Source organism: Bacillus sp. FSL R5-0576 (assembly GCF_038004765.1).
Classification (GTDB): Bacteria; Bacillota; Bacilli; order Bacillales; family Bacillaceae; genus Bacillus; species Bacillus subtilis.
This window is the reverse complement of the sequence record NZ_JBBORU010000001.1, coordinates 772,300-788,454: the sequence shown is the minus strand read 5'-3', so window position 1 is coordinate 788,454 and position 16,155 is coordinate 772,300. Positions and strand designations below refer to the sequence as shown.

Sequence of the window (16,155 nt, the reverse complement as noted above, 5' to 3'; positions counted from 1 at the left end):
CGGACAAAGTCCCGCATGCGGTTTCTGCTCACTTTCTTTCAGGAGTGAAAATCGAGTAATATGGTAAGAGGAGTGAATGATGAGGAAGTGATGAAATGGAATATAATTTACACGATACAACAGTATTAAACGAAAACATTCTTTCATCGGAGGAACGGGAAATATGGGTGCTCTATATGAAAGTCTTAACTTCCGCCGGCCTCGGTGATGTGTCCGAGTGGATGAAGCTGGATATGAGCATGCCGCAAATGAAGGTGTTGATGCTATTAAACAACCATGGAACATTGAAAGTGAGCGACATTGCTGAAAAAATGGGGGCTTCCCTGTCCAATACAACTGGGCTGCTTGACCGCCTTGAGAAATCAGGGTTTGTCAAACGCTCACATTCTGAAGAGGACCGCCGCTCTGTAGTTGTTCAGTTGACAGAAAATGCGAAAAAGATTTTCCGGGGTTTATATGAAAAAGGCCACCTGAAATTGAAGCGTTCATTAGAGCTGCTGTCCCCTGAAGAAAAGCAGGCGGTTTCCGAAGGGCTGTCTATCCTTTCAAGAGCATTAGAGAAAGCGAAAAAAGAATAAATCTGTAAGTCTGTCATCCGCAAACTGCGGGAGCAGGCTTTTTTTATTTGACATTTAGTTCATTTAAAATGAATAATATACTTTGAGTGAATAAAAAAAGGGGTTGATGAATATGTCTGAAGCATTAACAGAGCAGAAAGGCCAAAAGTGGGCGATCAGCCTGTTTACGGTTGGTGTATTTATGGCTGCGCTAGATAACGGAATTATTTCAGCTGCCTTAACAACGATAAACGAGTCGTTTGCCGTTTCCCCTTCCTGGGGATCATGGGGCATTACCCTTTATACGCTCGGTCTTAGCGTCAGTGTGCCAATCGTCGGAAAGCTTTCCGACCGCTACGGCAGAAAAAAACTCTTTCTCATTGAGGTTTGCCTGTTCGGACTTGGTTCTTTGCTTGTTGCTTTGAGCCAAAGCTTCCCGCTCTTTCTGATATCGCGGCTGATTCAGGCGCTTGGAGGCGGCGGGATTTTCATCATCGGCAGCTCTCACATTCTCGCGACCCTTCCAAAGGAAAAACAGGGGAAGGCGCTTGGGCTGCTTGGCGCAATGAACGGGATGGCCGCTGTGCTCGGGCCAAATATCGGAAGCTTTCTGCTTGATTGGACCGGGTCTTGGCATTGGCTGTTTTTGATTAATTTGCCGATTGCCGTGCTATTGGTTGTTTTCGGCTCATACTTTATCGCGGAAACAAAAGCACCTGAAGCTAAGCGCCTCGACGCGGCCGGAATCTTCCTTCTATCCCTGTCGATTTTAGCCGTGATGTACGGCATGACGAACCTTGACGGGGCAAATCTCTTACACAGCTTGGGGAATCCGGAGGTTTATGGATGTATTATTTTTGGCCTACTCTGTTTTGCAGCGCTTATCTCGTATGAAAAGAGAGTTGAAATGCGAGGAGGCGATCCCATTTTGGCGTATTCTCTGCTGCGAAACCATATGTTTCAGCGCACGCTTATCATTGGTTTATTATCCGGGGGGCTCTTGGCGGCAGTCATTTTTATCCCGTCATATGTCGAGCAGTATTTGGGTGTCCCTGCCGCAAAAGCAGGCTATTGGATGACACCGCTTGCGTTGGCTTCCGGAATCGGCGCTTGGCTTGGCGGAGCGCTTACCGACAAAAAAGGTCCTGTAAAAACCGTTATTCTTTCGGGAATCATCTCATGTGCGGGGTTTGCTTTATTTCCGTTCTGGGTGACGGAAAAATGGGAGTTTATGATCGCAAGTGTGGCAGCTGGGATCGGTTTTGGCTTTCTGTTAGGCGCTCCGCTGAACGTCCTTGTATCAGAAGCGGCAAAAACAAATAAGGGTACAGCTCTTGGCACGCTTTCATTAGTAAGGCAAATTGGACTGACCTTGGCGCCTACTCTTTATGCAGGTTTTATCACAGCCGGGTTTGACCAAATAGGTGATGAGATCAACAGCCGCTTATCGGACAGCGGATATTCAGAAAAGGCGATGCAGATGATTCCGGAGATCGACAGTTCTGATGTTTCTTCTTTACAAGAACAAATCGAACGCATTCCCGTTCCTGAAGTCAAAACCGCGATAAGCGACGCCATTCATGCGAGTGTCGCCAGCGGCTATGATCAGTTATATGCAGCGGCTGCTGTGATCTCACTTCTGGTGATTGCTGCTATCAGTATTCCGGCTTTCCACCGGCAAAAGCGTTAAGACCACCCCATCCGTCTGGAAAGCTCCGTAATATGAGCGATATGGTGATGTGAGTGCCAGACATACAGGCCGAGCGCGTTCTCCAGGGTAATGATCTCCTTTGTATCAGGGTGATAAAATCCGCGCTTAAATTGCTGATCCGTCAGAGTGCGGAGCAGAGCCGTCCATCTTCCGTGAAGCTCCTGCAAAAGCGCGAGTGAGCCGCTCGGATCTGCCGTTTTCGAGTCTTTTAGCTCCGACCATGCTTTTTCATCATACGGACGGATAGCCGGTGTCTCTTCCGTCAAGCTCAATTTAAAACGAATATAGCTGTTCATATGACTGTCAGCCAGATGATGAATAACTTGCCGAACGGTCCATCCACCGTCCCGGTACGGTGTGTCAAGCTGGCTGTCCGTCATGCCCTCTACAGCTTGCTTCAATTTTGCCGGCACTTCTTCAAGTACTTGAATCCATTTATCTTTTTGCTCCTTCGATATGGATTCCCTCGCCTTGTATTCTCCTATTGGGTAGCTTAGATTGACTGATGTCATGAATGTTCTCCCTTCTATTCACTCTTCTCCTTTATTTTACAAGAAAAAGATTGTGTATACTGTATGATTTAATACACAACAAGCGGCAGGAGCCCTCCTGCCGCTTGTTTTTCACCCTGCGTGATCACGCACTTCGACTGTTACCTTCTTCTGTTTTGGCTGATAAATTTTCCCCACAAATAAATACCCGTATTTGAATTTATTCAGTGCCCACGAGGTCAGAATCGGGCCGGCTGTGCACACGGCAAACAGCAGGAGAACAGCCGGTACGGCGGGAATTTCGGGCATATTCAAAAGCAACACGTAGCCTATAATCATAAAATAGGCATGAAGCAGATAAATCGAAAAGGAATAGTTGCTGATAAACATCATGATTTTCGGCACATGCTTCATTTTGGAAAACAAGTGAAAACACAGGAAAATCATGCTTGTTGAATACAGCATGATATCAGGCCGCTTCGAGCTGATCATGCCGATTTCACCCACATAAGAAACAGTGACAACCAGCGCCCCAGAAGCAATTGCGCAACCGTATACGACCCAGCGGTATTGGTTCAGCAGCGCTAAAAAACGCTTGTATTCTTTTCCGCAATAGTAGGCTAGACAAAAGTAGAAAAGCCAGCCTGCGAACGGAACCCAGAAGAACGGAAATGCCCCGCCCTCTTCAGAAGCAGGAGCCGGGCTGGCTGCGGAGAAATAGCCTAAATAAGCGGCTGTCACCACAAATGAGATAAACAGCACCCATTTCGGCGATGCTTTTTTCAAATACTCATGAAACATCATATGCAGCATGTAAAATTGAAAGATGACGAGAATGAAGTATCCGATAAAGTTTCCTAAGAATACGTTCGCCAGATATTTTTGCACAAACGCGAGAAAGGTTACCTCTCCCCCCATCGCACTGGTCATCAGCAGCGCATCGATGGCCGCGATAAATAAAAAAGGAACAAAAATCACTTTTCCCCGCTTCTTTAAAAAACCGTCAGGCACCCCATCAGGATAAGAACGGGCCAGTAAAAATTCAGAGATGAAAATAAAAGCGGGCGTGCTGAACATCAGGAGTGTTCGGAAAGAATCAACAGTGTGAGAAATATCTGCAAGAGCTTCTGCCTGAAGCATCAGTACCATTGAAATGATATGGAGCAAGACGACACTTAAGCACGAAATGCAGCGGATCATAAAAATTTCTTTAATTTGCATAACACCGCTCCTTTTATTTCAAATTGATAGAAATCGATGGTTGTACCTTAACATGTCCGCTCTATTTGAAAAAGTGCCTGATGTCATAAATTGACGTATGCATGATAGACTAAGGTCATAAACCCCTCTGCCTTATTGGTGTATCTTTCTCAGACGAGATTGCTAGAAAAATGCAAAAAACCTGCCGTAACGGAGACTGCAGGTTTTTTATGAAGATATTAATTTGTATTGAGGCCTCCGCCATTCAGCCCTTCTTTGATATAGCCGTTCACTTGGCTATTAGAGAGCAAGCCAATATGACCGATGCCATAAAGCTGGATGTTTCGCGCTCCTTGTAACCGAGACAAGCTATTGATGACAATTTGATCATTGAGACTGTAAATAGATGTATAGAGGATCTTTTGATTAGGATCTGTACCCGGCAGCGCCGTTGATGACACTAAACCATTAGCCCCTCCAAGCGTTACGACATTTTGAATCTTATTGCCCCCGCCTAAATATTTAATATAGTACAGCGTATTGGCGCCTCCCATACTATGAGCCACAATATCTACTTTTTTTGCCCCCGTCTCTTTTAAAACACGGTCAACATATGAAGCAAGCTGCGGGCCGTTATTTAGGTTGTTTCCTGTTTTATCATAAAAATCAATTGCGTACAGTTTGTTGCTTTGCCAGCCTTGAGAAATTAAGTAGTTTTTAATAGCGAAAAAGTTGTATGATGCACCACTTATTCCATGAACAAGAACGACAGGATTATGTACTGATTCAGCTTTTGCGCCAGACGGCGGAGCGGCTAAAACAGATAGAATCAGCGATAAACAAATAATGAATGCCATAAGTACTTTTTTCACGTTTATTCCCCCTTAAAATGCTGATACCACCAATTTCCTATTATACATAAAAAATCAATATAGTTAATATTTTTTCTGAAAATTAAATTTAAATCTCTTTTATATCATTGACGGAGATAAATCGGATACCTTCTGACAAACCTTTTATTTTCATTTCCAAAGAGCCCGGTTGTGTTCCCTTCCTCCCTTTTCTATAATAAGGGGAATAGGCAGTTAGAATCACAGTTGAGCACCGGCTCATCTGTTTTGCGAAACAGCCAGACACGGAGGATAGCATGAGAGTATTAAAATACGCCATATTAGGGCTTTTGCGAAAAGGCGAATTGAGTGGATACGATATTACGAGTTATTTTAAAGAGGAGCTCGGCCAGTTTTGGAGCGCCAAGCACAGCCAGATTTACCCTGAGCTCAAAAAGCTGACGGATGAAGGATTTATCACGTTTCGGACAACGATTCAGGGCACAAAGCTGGAGAAAAAGATGTACACCCTGACAGACAGCGGAAAGCAGGAACTGCATGACTGGCTGATCCGCCATCATCCGATACCGGAGACGGTGAAGGATGAATTTATGCTGAAGGCATACTTTATTTCTTCTCTATCACGGCAGGAGGCTTCAGAATTGTTTACAGACCAGCTTCTAAAACGCAAGGCCAAGCTGTCTGACCTGCAGGAAAGCTATGAAAAGCTTATGGCTTCAGCAGAGCCGATGTCGTTTTCTTCACCGGACTTCGGCCACTACCTCGTGCTGACGAAAGCGCTGGAGCGGGAGAAAAATTACGTTTCTTGGCTGGAATCGATATTAGCTATGATCGATAAGGATTAACCGGGAGCGGCCTTCAGGCTGCATTCATACGTAATGCGTGGGTTTACCCACATGCAAAAAAACATCTGCCATTAGGCAGATGTTTTTTAGGCTCGGAGCGCCTTAAGCCCCGCTGCGAAAGTGATTGCCGCAAAAGCAAGCAAGATGCCGCAGATCCCGAGAATATCTGTGACGCGGGCACCGTTAGCGATAATCTCCGTCAGCCCGCTCATCGCCCACTTTTGCGGAAGAAATTCAGCGATGGATTGCATAAATTTCGGTTCAATGTCGATCGGCCAATACATCCCGCTAACCATACATGTTGCAATGACGAACAAGTTGCCGAACGCAAGCTGCTGTTCTGGCGTTCTGACATTGGCCGCAATCATCAATCCAATGCCGACAACGGTCAATAGAAAAAGTGACACTAATACAATAACCGCAGCCGGATTCCCCCAGTTGATGCCAAACAGCCAATGGGTGGAAAGAAGCAATATGCCAAATTGAACCCAGCCAATAACAAAGAAGGAAAGCACATACCCAGCACCGATTTCGGCTCGGCTGACAGAGGCTGTAAGCAATCTGGACCAGACGCCGTTTTTTCTTGCTTCTAAAATGCTTCCAGCCGCTCCCATCATGGTCAGCATGACAAACAGGATGGAAAACCCTGCTGCTCTGGAGGCTGTGTCACTTGCTTCCACACCCTCTTTTTTATCACTGAGCGTCTGTCGTGTTACAGCCGGAACTGTATCTTCATGTTTTTTGGCGAAAACCGTTTTATACGCCGCCTTCCAGTTCTCTCCCGCTGTCTGAGATGCCGTTTTTGCCGCGGTCACCTGAATATTGAGCGTTGCCAATGTGCTTTCTGCATATTGTTTGACCATCGGCGCTTCCGACAGCTCGGGGCCGTGACGGAAAATCAGCTCAGGATTTTTGCCTTTTTCCAGCTGTGTCTGGAACGAGCGAGAAATGACGATGATCCCGGCAATTTTCTTTTGTTTCAGCTTTTCTGACGCTTTGTTTTCAGGCACGTTTTCGAATGTATACATATCATCGTGTGCCTTCAGCTGCCGAATATAATGCTGTGAGAGAATCGTATCGTCCTGATCAACGATTGCAAGCCGCACCTTATCATCATTGCCGCCGAGCATACTCCCAAATACAAAGGTAAGCAAAAGCGGGGCAGCAAACATGATCAAATAGTTCTGCGGCTTCTTAAAAATGAGAGAAAGCTCAATGCCGCAAATGGCTATGATTTTTTTCACCTTTTGTACCCTCCTTATCTTGTATGAAGCCGTCTGATACCAATTACAAGTGAACAAAGGCCGATCGCCGCAAAAAGAAGCACAGGCTTTTGAAGGTCAGACCAGCCTCCTCCTTCCATTAAAGAAAGAAAGCCGTCAAGCGCCCAGCGATTTGGCACCGCTTTGGATACGGACTGCAAGACGTCCGGAAATTGATACAGCGGCAGCATGGATCCGCCGAGAACCGCAAGCAATTGAATACCGAAGCCGCCTATCGCATCTGCAGATTTCATATCGCTGATGCACGACGCAAGCAGCATTGAAATGCCAGATACAGCGGCAGCGTAAGAAAGCCCGAGTACACTCACAAACAGCAAATTACCTCCCCAGTCCACACCAAATGCATTGATTGTGACGATCAGAAATATGAAAAATTGTATGATGGCAAACAGATACGTCCCAAGCCATTTTCCGAAGAGAATGACGGATTTTTGCGCAGGCGTCATCAGCATTCTGGCAAGCGTCTCCGTATCCTTTTCCTGTAAAAACGATTTTGCCCCGACTGTGATATGAAACAGCATAAACATGCAAAGCATTGCCGCCGAATAGTATTGAAAACTGGTAACGGCTTTGCTGCCGACAGATTTTTCCGCAATAGTCAGCTTGTCACCTGTTTCTTTTTCTAGCGTCTTTGCCAGCTTTTCTGCAAACTGTGCAGGGTCAAGTTTTCCTTGCTTTACAGCTTCCGTTTTGCTGATGTAGTCCATTGAGGCTGACGCGGCTTCCTTTACCGCTTTATATTGCTCTATAAAAGAGCTGGCAGCTGTTTCGATGATGGAACTTTTCAATGTTTGATCAGGTGCGGCATAAACAACAGCTGAGGTTTTGCCGGCTTCCCAATGGTTCGGGATGACGATGCCTACTTCGATTTTCTTTTCATCAATCAGCTTCTTCATCTTGTCTTCGCTGCCGGCTTTTGTGGCCTTTATCGACTTCATTTTTTTGAGAACATCTTTTGCAAACATGTTCGCTGCATCTGACTGGTCTGATTGAATGTAGCCGACTTTGATGTCATCAATCCGGCTGCCTCCGTCAACAACTGATCCGAGCGCCGCCCCTAAAATACACGTTAGGATCAGCGGCATTAGGATAAGCATCATAAACCCTTTTCTGTCCGTGATTCTGATTTTGACATCTTTCCATGCGATCCATATGCTTTTTTTCATTGCCGTCCCTCCTCAATCCCGCAACGTGCGGCCGGTCAGATTCAGAAACAGGCGCTCCAGATTCGGTTCCTGCACCTGAAGGGACAGCAGGTTTATATGATGAGTAGCAGCTTCAGCAAGCAGGCTGGTGACGACTTTCTCATGATGAGCAGCAAAAATGTCAATTTTGAGCTCTGACTCTTGGACTGTTACATCATTCACATGAGCCAGGGAACGGATCGCCAAAAGAAACGCTTCATCGATCCCGCTGACCGTGAGCTGAATGATGGTATCGCCTCCAAGGCGGCTGCACAAATCAGTTTTTGTGCCAATCGCAATCATTTCCCCCTGATCAATTATCCCGATCCGGTCGCATAAAAACTCAACTTCTTCCATGTAATGACTCGTATAGATCACCGTCATGCCCGTTTCGTTGAGCTGTTTGACCGTTTCTAAAATGTGATTTCTCGATTGAGGGTCAATACCGACAGTCGGTTCATCCATAATCAGCAGCTCGGGCTTATGCATTAAAGCCGCACCGATGTTGATTCTTCGTTTCATCCCCCCGGAAAATGTTTCAATCTTATCTTTAGCCCGCTCAGTCAGACCGACATATTCAAGGACCTCTGCCGCTCTTTTTTTGGCCGCACCGTGCGTAAGTCCGTACATTTTCCCCCAAAACATAAGATTCTCATGAGCCGTCAGCGTCGGATATAATGCAATTTCCTGCGGAACAATGCCGATTTTTTGTTTCGCTTTGGCCGTTTCTTTTCCGATGACATAGCCGCCCACCGTGATGTTCCCGCTGTCATGCGGTACAAGGCCGGAAATCATCGAAATGGTTGTGGATTTCCCCGCACCGTTTGGCCCGAGCAGACCGAACGACTCCCCCTTTTGAAGGGAAAAAGAAATACCTTTCACGATTGTTTTTTTTTCATATGCCTTTTTGATGTTTTCTGCTTGCAGCACGTCGTCTCACTCCTTTTTTTGATCCATTGCCATTGTAGAAGAAAGAAAGGCGTGCGGCATGTAGCGGCAGATAGAACATAGGGCATGAAAAAAAGGCCTGTAAAAGGCCTTTTCAGAGAAGCGTATATGCAAAACGTCATATGTCAAAAGACAGATACACCATATCTGACCGAGTAAATGGCGGCTTGGGTTCTGTCCCTGACAGCCAGCTTGCTGATAATATTTGAAACGTGGTTTTTGACTGTGCCTTCTGTAATGAAAAGCTTTTCGGCAATTTCTTTGTTATTCAGCCCGTACCCCAGCTCAGCCAGAACTTCGATTTCGCGCTCGGTCAGGTCGAGCAGCTCCTTAGGTTTTTCTATCTCATTTATTCCTTTCAGCTGTTTTTCACGCTTCCATTCATTCAGCATTTGGGCAGTCAATTCCGGCGGAAGCACCATTCCGCCAGAATGAACAGTCATCACCGCTTTTACAATCGTATCTGCCGACATATCCTTCAGCAGATACCCGCTTGCTCCTTCTTCAAGCGCTTCAGCAATCAGCGCTGAATCCTTAAAGGTTGTCAGCATCAAAACCTTTACGCCGGGCAGCGAGCTTGTGATTAATTTTGTTCCCTCCACCCCGTTGGAAACCGGCATGCGGATGTCCATTAACACGATATCCGGCTCCAGCTCTTTCGCCTTTTCGAAGGCTTCCTGTCCGTTTCGCGCCGTTGCGATCACATCGAGCTCTTCTCGGAGCTGGAGCAGGGATGCCAGCCCTTCTCTGACGATATCCTGATCGTCGGTAATGATGATCTTAATCATGATAAATTCTCCTTTTGCTGTGCGGGCCCGAAGCTCCATTTTTTATTAGCCAGTGAAAATTCGGCGATTACAGTAAACCCTTGATCCCGTTCGCTCTCAAAGCGGATCGTTCCGCCATGCTCCGCTGCCCGCTTTTTCATATTCAAGAGGCCAAAGCCAAGTGCCGCTTCGGGATTGCCTTTTCCGTCATCCTTAATGACAAGGCTGATGCTGTCCGTTGTGCAGGCAAGCTGTATCGAACAAGCTGTGGCGCCGCCGTGCCGTTTGGCATTGGTCAGTGCTTCCTGCACCGTTCTGATCAGGGTCGGATGAAGAGACAGCGGAATGATTGCAGGATCACCGCTGACCGCAAATTCTGTTGTGACTCCTGCATTTTTGCAAAAGTCCTCTGTCAGCTGTTTCAGCGATTCGATTAGCGAAGGATCGTTTTCAGTTTGCAGAGTGCGTACTGATAAGCGGACATCATCAAGCGCTTCACGGGCAAGTGTTTCACAGACACCTACTGTCTCATCCGCTTTTTGGCTGTCTCTTTTTTGCCATTCACGCAAAAGCTGCAGCTGGACGAGAAGGGCCGTCATTTTATGCCCCACTGTATCATGGATTTCCCGCGCCATTCTGTTCCGCTCGTAAATGGCGGTCAGCTCTTCAACCTGCTTCGCATATAAATGCAGCTCCTGATGTGCAGCAGACAGCGCCAGATGGGACTCCGTCAGTTCCTGAAACTGCTGTTTTGCCGTATCCTGCGCATCCAACAGCTTGCGGATTAATTTGCCCACGACACCGCAGAAGACAACGAATGTCATGCTAGTCAAATGATCAATGACAAATTCATTGCCGAACATCGCATATGTACGGATGAGGACGGTCAAAAATAAAATAGAGGAAAGACATAAGACAGACCATGCTGTTCTTTTAGGAAACCCCCGCAGAAAAAAAGCGACCGCAACCGGACAAAGCATAATAATGAACAAACCTGTGCCGGGAAATATAAATCCGAACGAAAAGCCGATTGCAATATCAATCAGACAAAACCAGATGGCATTTGTCTCTTTTGTCAGCAAAACATGATTGGCTGCATACATGGCAGCACCTGCTGCTATAAATACATATCCAAACCAGTCATCCTCTTTCACAATGGACAGATACATTAAACAGCTCACCATCAAGGTGAACATTCTCGTAAAAAAAAGAGCCTTCACGCTCATCACTCCCGATACCCAATTCCCTTCTTATCATACCTGCCTCAGGGCATTTTTGACAGGAGTTTCTGGAAAATAAAAAATCCCCCTGCCGTTTTTTCGGCAAGGGGATTGCAGTTAAATCACAAATGTAATATAGGCGCCGGAAACAGGGTCTTTCACACGAAAGCTGTTTTCCGTCTCTTCAATCGAATACCCGGCATGTTTGACTCGGTTTGCCACTAAATCCAGCTCCTCTTGGTGAGGCAGGACAACAGTGTAATAGTCTAGTCCGCTGGCATTTGTCGGTTTAGGCGGCGCATTTCTTCCCGCCCAAATGTTTAAGCCGATATGATGGTGGTACCCCCCGGCTGAAACGAAGAGGGCGGACATGCCCGCATAGTTTCCGACAATGTCAAAGCCCAGTACATCTGTATAAAACGCCTTTGCTTCTTTCAAATCACTGACATGCAGATGAATGTGTCCGATGATTGTATCGTTCGGAAGCGATGTTTTCCGCTCATCTCCTGCCTCTTCCAGAAGGCCCTCAATGTCAACAGCGGTTGTCGTCATGACGTAGTTTCCTTCCCGATCACGCTGCCACGTGCTGCGGGGGCGGTCAGCGTACATTTCAATGCCGTTTCCGTCAGGATCAGACAGGTAGAGCGCTTCGCTGACAGCATGGTCTCCATGTCCGATAGCAATGCCGTGTTCAATCAGGCGGGCGAGCGCGATCCCAAGTTCTTTCCTGTCCGGAAGAAGAATCGCAAAGTGATAAAGGCCTGTCACAGACCGTTCAGGCAAGACGACAGCGCTCGGATTTTCTTCAAGAATAAGCAGTACGCGTTTTCCGTCAGCCGTTAATTCCGCTTGGCGATCCGTCTTTTTTAAGACTTGAAAACCGATGACGTTACAGTAGAACTGAAGCGAACGCTCCAGACTGCGAATTGTGAGTTTGGCATAGCCAATGTGTGTATCCTCATGAATGCTGGTCATGCTGCATGCCTCTTTTCTTATGCTGAAACGTTTCCGTTCTTTTTTCCTTTAAACACAAATGGGTCCAGCGCCAGGAATCGACTTCCAGTAAGCGCCAGGTGAATGGATGTCAAAAGCAGAAGGTAATCAAATTCTGCATTGCCCATGAATGGCGCTTTCAGCTTAACAGTGATGATGGCACCGATCAGTGTAAGAGCGAACAGTACACCGACAATACGTGTAGCCAATCCGAAGAAGACAAGCACTCCGCCAATGAGTTCAATCGCTGCGATGACATACGCCATAAAGCTAGGAAGGCCTATGCTGCCGAAAAATTGGATGGTGCCCTCCATTCCCTGAAACTTTGATAAACCGTGAACAAAAAAGATAATACCTGTAATAACTCTTAAAAGTAATGTGCCAATTTCAAATGATTTATTCATTTTATCCTCCTTGATAAATGTTATCACTTACTTAATGTAAGCTAGTATATATACATAACTTGTTTACGTCAAGTAATTTTGTTACATTTCACGAAAATGAAATAAAAGTACTATAAAACTGTAACAAAAAAGACCTCTGTGCAGGACAAAGGTCTATTTCTCAAATTGGCTTTCATATAAGTCACTGTAAAATCCTTTTTGCCGAATCAGCTCGTCATGGCTGCCTTTTTCAATCATTTCACCGTCTTTTAGCACCACAATCTGGTCCGCTCTTTGAATGGTGTTCAGCCTGTGGGCAATGATGACGCTTGTTCTTCCTTCCATTAAACGGGCGAGCGCTTCTTGAATGTTGACTTCTGTTACGGTATCAATGTTGCTTGTCGCTTCATCCAAAATGAGAAGAACCGGATCGGCAAGCACCGCCCGCGCTATAGAAATCAACTGCTTCTGTCCTTGACTGATGCCCGAACCGTTTTGCGTCAGCACGGTGTCATACCCTTTTGGCAGCCTTTCAATAAAGCTATGGGCATTCGCTGTTTTTGCAGCGGCTTCGACTTCCTGATCAGAAGCATCGAGCCTGCCATAGCGAATGTTTTCTCTGATCGTTCCCTGAAATAAGAAAGAATCCTGAAGAACAAACCCCATGTTTTTTCTGAGGCTTGCTCTAGTAAGGGTTTTAATATCTGTACCGTCGATTAAAATTTTTCCTTCGTTAGGCTCGTAAAAACGGGCGAGAAGGTTAGTGACGGTTGTCTTCCCGGCCCCCGTCGGTCCGACAAAAGCGATGGACTGCCCCGCAGGCACGGTAAACTGTAAATGCTTCAGTGTCTGCTGCCCTTTATCGTAACCGAAGGACACATCCCGGAATTCAATGCTGCCTGTTTGGATGGGCTGATGCACGGCGTTCTTTTCATCCTCGCGCTCTTCTTTTTCATCAAGCACGTCAAACACCCGTTCAGCGCCGGCGATTGCGGACAGCATCGTATTAAACTGGTTGGCCAGATCGTTTAAAGGGCGTGTAAATTGTCTTGAATACTCGGCAAAGACGACGATGGAGCCGATCGAGATCCAGCCTTTCAGCGCAAACAAACCGCCGATTGCCGCTATCATTGTAAAGCTTAAGTTATTCAAAGAGTTCATGACCTTCGGGATAAACCCGGAAATCGTCTGCGCCCAAAAGCCCGACGTCTTGAGTGCAGCGTTTTTTTCGAGAAATTCAGCAGTAATCTGCTTCTCACGTGAATATGCTTTGATGACCTTTGCGCCTGAAACAGATTCCTCAATATACCCATTCAGATCACCAAGGTTTTTCTGCTGTTCTTTAAACAGCTTTCCCGTTCGGTTGGTGATCCATTTCAGGCTCGCTGCCATCACCGGAATAATGGTCAGCGTAATCAATGTAAGGAGCGGGCTCATGTACAGCATCACTGCAATGGTCCCAACAAAGGTGATCACGCTTGACAAAATTTGAATGACTGACGTGTTTAAGGTAGAACTGACATTTTCAATGTCATTCGTCACCCGGCTCATCAGCTCGCCGTGCCGCTGTTTATCAAAAAATGGAATCGGCAGCTCATGCAGATGGGTGAACAATTCGCTTCTCATTCTGAAAACCGTGCCCTGCGAGATCGTAATCATCCAATAGTTTTGAAACCAAAGCGACAGAGACTGAATGATATAGATAGCGAGCAGAAGAAGCAAAACGGGAATCAAGCCGCTGACCGTTTTCCCGACGATAAAATGGTCGATGGCCTTTCCGATCACAAAGGGGCCAAGGAGCCCGAATATGGCGCTGATGACAACCATTAGCATGACAAGTATGAGCAGTCCTTTTCTTTCAGCCAAGTAAGACCAGATTCGTCTCAGTGTGCCCTTTGTATCCTTTGCTTTCGCCCGCTTTTTCGCGCCTTCTTTTTTGTCAATTGGCAGTTTGGGATATTGGAAAGGCTTGCGGATGTCTTTTAGCATGACTCGCTCCCCTCCCTTCCGAATTGTGACTCGTAAATGCGCTTGTATAACTGAGATTCAGAAAGCAGCTCACTGTGAGTGCCTTTTTCAATCAGTTCGCCGTCCTCAAGCAGCAAAATCTGATCAGCTTTCATCGCCGTGGTTATTTTTTGTGTAATGATCAAAGTTGTGCAATGGTATGTGCTGATTGCTTCAAGCAGCTTCGCCTCCGTTTGCAGGTCAAGCGCGCTTGTGCTGTCATCTAAAAGAAGGATAGCCGGTTTTCGAATCAGCGCCCGCGCAATGGAAATTCGCTGCTTTTGGCCGCCGGACAGGTTGACGCCTCTTTGCCCCAAAACTGTATCATATCCATTTGGGAGCTTCAAAATCGTTTCATGAATTTGCGCATGTTTGGCCGCATCCATTATTTCATCTAGTGAAGCATTTTCTTTGCCCCAAGCGATGTTTTCTTTGATTGTGCCGGAAAACAAGAGGACTTCCTGCGGTACATATCCAATTTGCCTGCGCAGCCCTTCAGCCGGAAAATCTTGAACCGGCTTTTCATCTATGTAAATGCAGCCTGAATCCGGCTGATAAAGCCGCGGAATGAGCTGAAAAAGCGTGGACTTGCCCGAGCCCGTCGCACCGAGAATCGCGATCGTTTCTCTTGGCTTTGCGGAAAATGAGACATTCCTGAGCGCTTCTCTGTCCATTTCAGGATAGCGAAAGGATACATGCTGAAACTCAATCCGTCCTGACAAACGATCAGATATGATGCCTTCCTCCCGCTCATCTCCTTCTGTTTCAAGCACCTCGCCGATTCTATCCCCTGAAGCCTTCGCCCTGGTGAAAATCATAATCAAAAACGGAAACATCGAAAGCGCGCCTGTAATTCGTGTTGCGTAGTTAATTATCGCAACAACATCGCCGACCTGAGTGCTTCCGCTCGTGATACTGTAGGACCCCGCCCACAAAATCAAAAGAATGCAGAGATTCATCAGCAGCATCAGTACAGGCATCGTGAATTCCACAAGCTGAAAGGCCGAAACCGTTTTTTCCATCAGCCTTGTGTTGGCTTTGATAAATCGTTTGACTTCGTGGCTGCCGCGAAGCAGCGCTTTGATCAGCTTGATTGCGATTAAATTTTCCTGCATGATGGTGTTCACTTGATCCAGCCTTTTCTGCACTGAGCGGAACAGCGCCCCGCCTTTCCTTAATACCCACAGCAAAAACAAGATCAGGATCGGAATGGTCACAAGCAGAAAAAAGCCGAGTTTCACATTAACGGCAAGCGACAGCACAATGCCGCCTGCAATCATTAAGGGAGCCCGCAGCATAAACCGCAAACTCATAAAAATCATATTTTGAACCTGTGTGACGTCGTTTGTCAGCCTTGTAATATAAGAAGAGGACGAAAACTGTCCAAATGTGGAATAGGAGAAGGACTGGATTCTTTGAAAAAGCCCTTTTCTCGTATCATAGGAAAAGCTTTGGCTGACATGGGCGGCATAAAAGGAATTCAGCATCCCCGCCGCAAAGGATAACACGGTCAGCCCGATCATGACCGCGCCCCATATCCATACATGCCGCAGATCTTGCTTCAATATCCCATCGTCGATGATTTTTGCAATCAATAAAGGCTGTATAAGTTCAACTGCAAGCTCCGTCAGCATAAGAATCAGAGCAATTCCCGCCAGCAATGAATATGGTTTTAAAAACGACAAAGCCTTTTGCATGTAAAAGCCTCCAAACCC

15 protein-coding genes are annotated in these 16,155 nt (G+C 46.4%); 3 read left to right on the top strand and 12 right to left on the bottom strand.

Annotation, left to right across the window (positions count from 1 at the left end; genetic code table 11):
- Positions 1–95 precede the first annotated feature (95 nt).
- Positions 96–578, top strand: a complete 483-nt coding sequence (locus NX903_RS03955; protein ID WP_003233577.1) for a MarR family transcriptional regulator — start codon at positions 96–98, stop codon at positions 576–578.
- A gap of 112 nt (positions 579–690) precedes the next feature.
- On the top strand, positions 691–2,247 hold the full coding sequence (locus NX903_RS03950) for an MFS transporter (protein WP_086343596.1): 1,557 nt from the start codon (positions 691–693) through the stop codon (positions 2,245–2,247).
- Here NX903_RS03950 and bstA read toward each other — a convergent pair.
- From bstA to estB, 3 genes are all read right to left on the bottom strand, one after another.
- Positions 2,244–2,780 carry a bacillithiol transferase BstA gene (gene bstA / locus NX903_RS03945; protein WP_086343595.1) on the bottom strand — a complete coding sequence of 179 codons (537 nt, stop codon included), beginning with the start codon at positions 2,778–2,780 and terminating at the stop codon, positions 2,244–2,246. The two genes, NX903_RS03950 and bstA, sit on opposite strands and share 4 nt — an antisense overlap.
- A gap of 111 nt (positions 2,781–2,891) precedes the next feature.
- Positions 2,892–3,980, bottom strand: a complete 1,089-nt coding sequence (locus tag NX903_RS03940) for an acyltransferase family protein (protein WP_086343594.1) — start codon at positions 3,978–3,980, stop codon at positions 2,892–2,894.
- Between the two features lie 218 nt (positions 3,981–4,198).
- A complete protein-coding gene (gene estB / locus NX903_RS03935) occupies positions 4,199–4,831 on the bottom strand; it encodes an esterase EstB (protein ID WP_003243184.1) in 633 nt (210 codons plus the stop codon).
- Positions 4,832–5,106: 275 nt separating this feature from the next.
- Between estB and padR the strand changes: the two genes are divergently transcribed.
- On the top strand, positions 5,107–5,655 hold the full coding sequence (gene padR, locus NX903_RS03930; RefSeq protein ID WP_086343593.1) for a transcriptional regulator PadR: 549 nt from the start codon (positions 5,107–5,109) through the stop codon (positions 5,653–5,655).
- An 86-nt stretch (positions 5,656–5,741) separates the two neighbouring features.
- Here the strand turns inward: padR and lnrN are convergent, their stop codons facing one another.
- The 9 genes from lnrN to NX903_RS03885 all read right to left on the bottom strand — a co-directional run bounded on the left by lnrN (position 5,742) and on the right by NX903_RS03885 (position 16,137).
- A complete protein-coding gene (gene lnrN / locus NX903_RS03925; protein ID WP_086343592.1) occupies positions 5,742–6,899 on the bottom strand; it encodes a linearmycin resistance permease LnrN in 1,158 nt (385 codons plus the stop codon).
- A 14-nt stretch (positions 6,900–6,913) separates the two neighbouring features.
- Positions 6,914–8,104 (bottom strand): linearmycin resistance permease LnrM, encoded by a 1,191-nt coding sequence (gene lnrM, locus NX903_RS03920; RefSeq protein WP_086343591.1) that lies wholly within the window; start codon positions 8,102–8,104, stop codon positions 6,914–6,916.
- Positions 8,105–8,116: 12 nt separating this feature from the next.
- Positions 8,117–9,052 carry a linearmycin resistance ATP-binding protein LnrL gene (gene lnrL / locus NX903_RS03915; protein WP_086343590.1) on the bottom strand — a complete coding sequence of 312 codons (936 nt, stop codon included), beginning with the start codon at positions 9,050–9,052 and terminating at the stop codon, positions 8,117–8,119.
- A gap of 143 nt (positions 9,053–9,195) precedes the next feature.
- On the bottom strand, positions 9,196–9,858 hold the full coding sequence (gene lnrK / locus NX903_RS03910; protein WP_015252530.1) for a two-component system response regulator LnrK: 663 nt from the start codon (positions 9,856–9,858) through the stop codon (positions 9,196–9,198).
- On the bottom strand, positions 9,855–11,057 hold the full coding sequence (lnrJ, locus tag NX903_RS03905; protein ID WP_086343589.1) for a two-component system sensor histidine kinase LnrJ: 1,203 nt from the start codon (positions 11,055–11,057) through the stop codon (positions 9,855–9,857). The genes lnrK and lnrJ overlap by 4 nt, the downstream gene beginning before the upstream one ends.
- A 117-nt stretch (positions 11,058–11,174) precedes the next feature.
- Entirely contained in the window at positions 11,175–12,032 is an 858-nt protein-coding gene (gene catE, locus NX903_RS03900; RefSeq protein ID WP_003233597.1) for a catechol 2,3-dioxygenase, read from the bottom strand.
- Between the two features lie 17 nt (positions 12,033–12,049).
- On the bottom strand, positions 12,050–12,454 hold the full coding sequence (gene catD, locus NX903_RS03895; RefSeq protein WP_003244204.1) for a DoxX family oxidoreductase CatD: 405 nt from the start codon (positions 12,452–12,454) through the stop codon (positions 12,050–12,052).
- Positions 12,455–12,607: 153 nt separating this feature from the next.
- The gene (locus NX903_RS03890) at positions 12,608–14,422 is read right to left on the bottom strand and encodes an ABC transporter ATP-binding protein (RefSeq protein ID WP_042978122.1); all 1,815 of its coding nucleotides are present in this window, start codon (positions 14,420–14,422) and stop codon (positions 12,608–12,610) included.
- Positions 14,416–16,137, bottom strand: coding sequence for an ABC transporter ATP-binding protein (locus NX903_RS03885; RefSeq protein WP_086343588.1), 1,722 nt, complete (start codon positions 16,135–16,137; stop codon positions 14,416–14,418). The genes NX903_RS03890 and NX903_RS03885 overlap by 7 nt, the downstream gene beginning before the upstream one ends.
- Between the last annotated feature and the right edge of the window lie 18 nt (positions 16,138–16,155).

What these genes read in the sequence shown, in the direction of transcription:
- NX903_RS03955 (WP_003233577.1), top strand. Translation starts at nt 96, where the DNA reads ATGGAATATAATTTACACGATACAACAGTATTAAACGAAAACATTCTT.
- NX903_RS03950 (WP_086343596.1), top strand. Translation starts at nt 691, where the DNA reads ATGTCTGAAGCATTAACAGAGCAGAAAGGCCAAAAGTGGGCGATCAGC.
- bstA (WP_086343595.1), bottom strand. Translation starts at nt 2,780, where the DNA reads ATGACATCAGTCAATCTAAGCTACCCAATAGGAGAATACAAGGCGAGG.
- NX903_RS03940 (WP_086343594.1), bottom strand. Translation starts at nt 3,980, where the DNA reads ATGCAAATTAAAGAAATTTTTATGATCCGCTGCATTTCGTGCTTAAGT.
- padR (WP_086343593.1), top strand. Translation starts at nt 5,107, where the DNA reads ATGAGAGTATTAAAATACGCCATATTAGGGCTTTTGCGAAAAGGCGAA.
- lnrM (WP_086343591.1), bottom strand. Translation starts at nt 8,104, where the DNA reads ATGAAAAAAAGCATATGGATCGCATGGAAAGATGTCAAAATCAGAATC.
- lnrK (WP_015252530.1), bottom strand. Translation starts at nt 9,858, where the DNA reads ATGATTAAGATCATCATTACCGACGATCAGGATATCGTCAGAGAAGGG.
- catE (WP_003233597.1), bottom strand. Translation starts at nt 12,032, where the DNA reads ATGACCAGCATTCATGAGGATACACACATTGGCTATGCCAAACTCACA.
- catD (WP_003244204.1), bottom strand. Translation starts at nt 12,454, where the DNA reads ATGAATAAATCATTTGAAATTGGCACATTACTTTTAAGAGTTATTACA.
- NX903_RS03890 (WP_042978122.1), bottom strand. Translation starts at nt 14,422, where the DNA reads ATGCTAAAAGACATCCGCAAGCCTTTCCAATATCCCAAACTGCCAATT.
- NX903_RS03885 (WP_086343588.1), bottom strand. Translation starts at nt 16,137, where the DNA reads ATGCAAAAGGCTTTGTCGTTTTTAAAACCATATTCATTGCTGGCGGGA.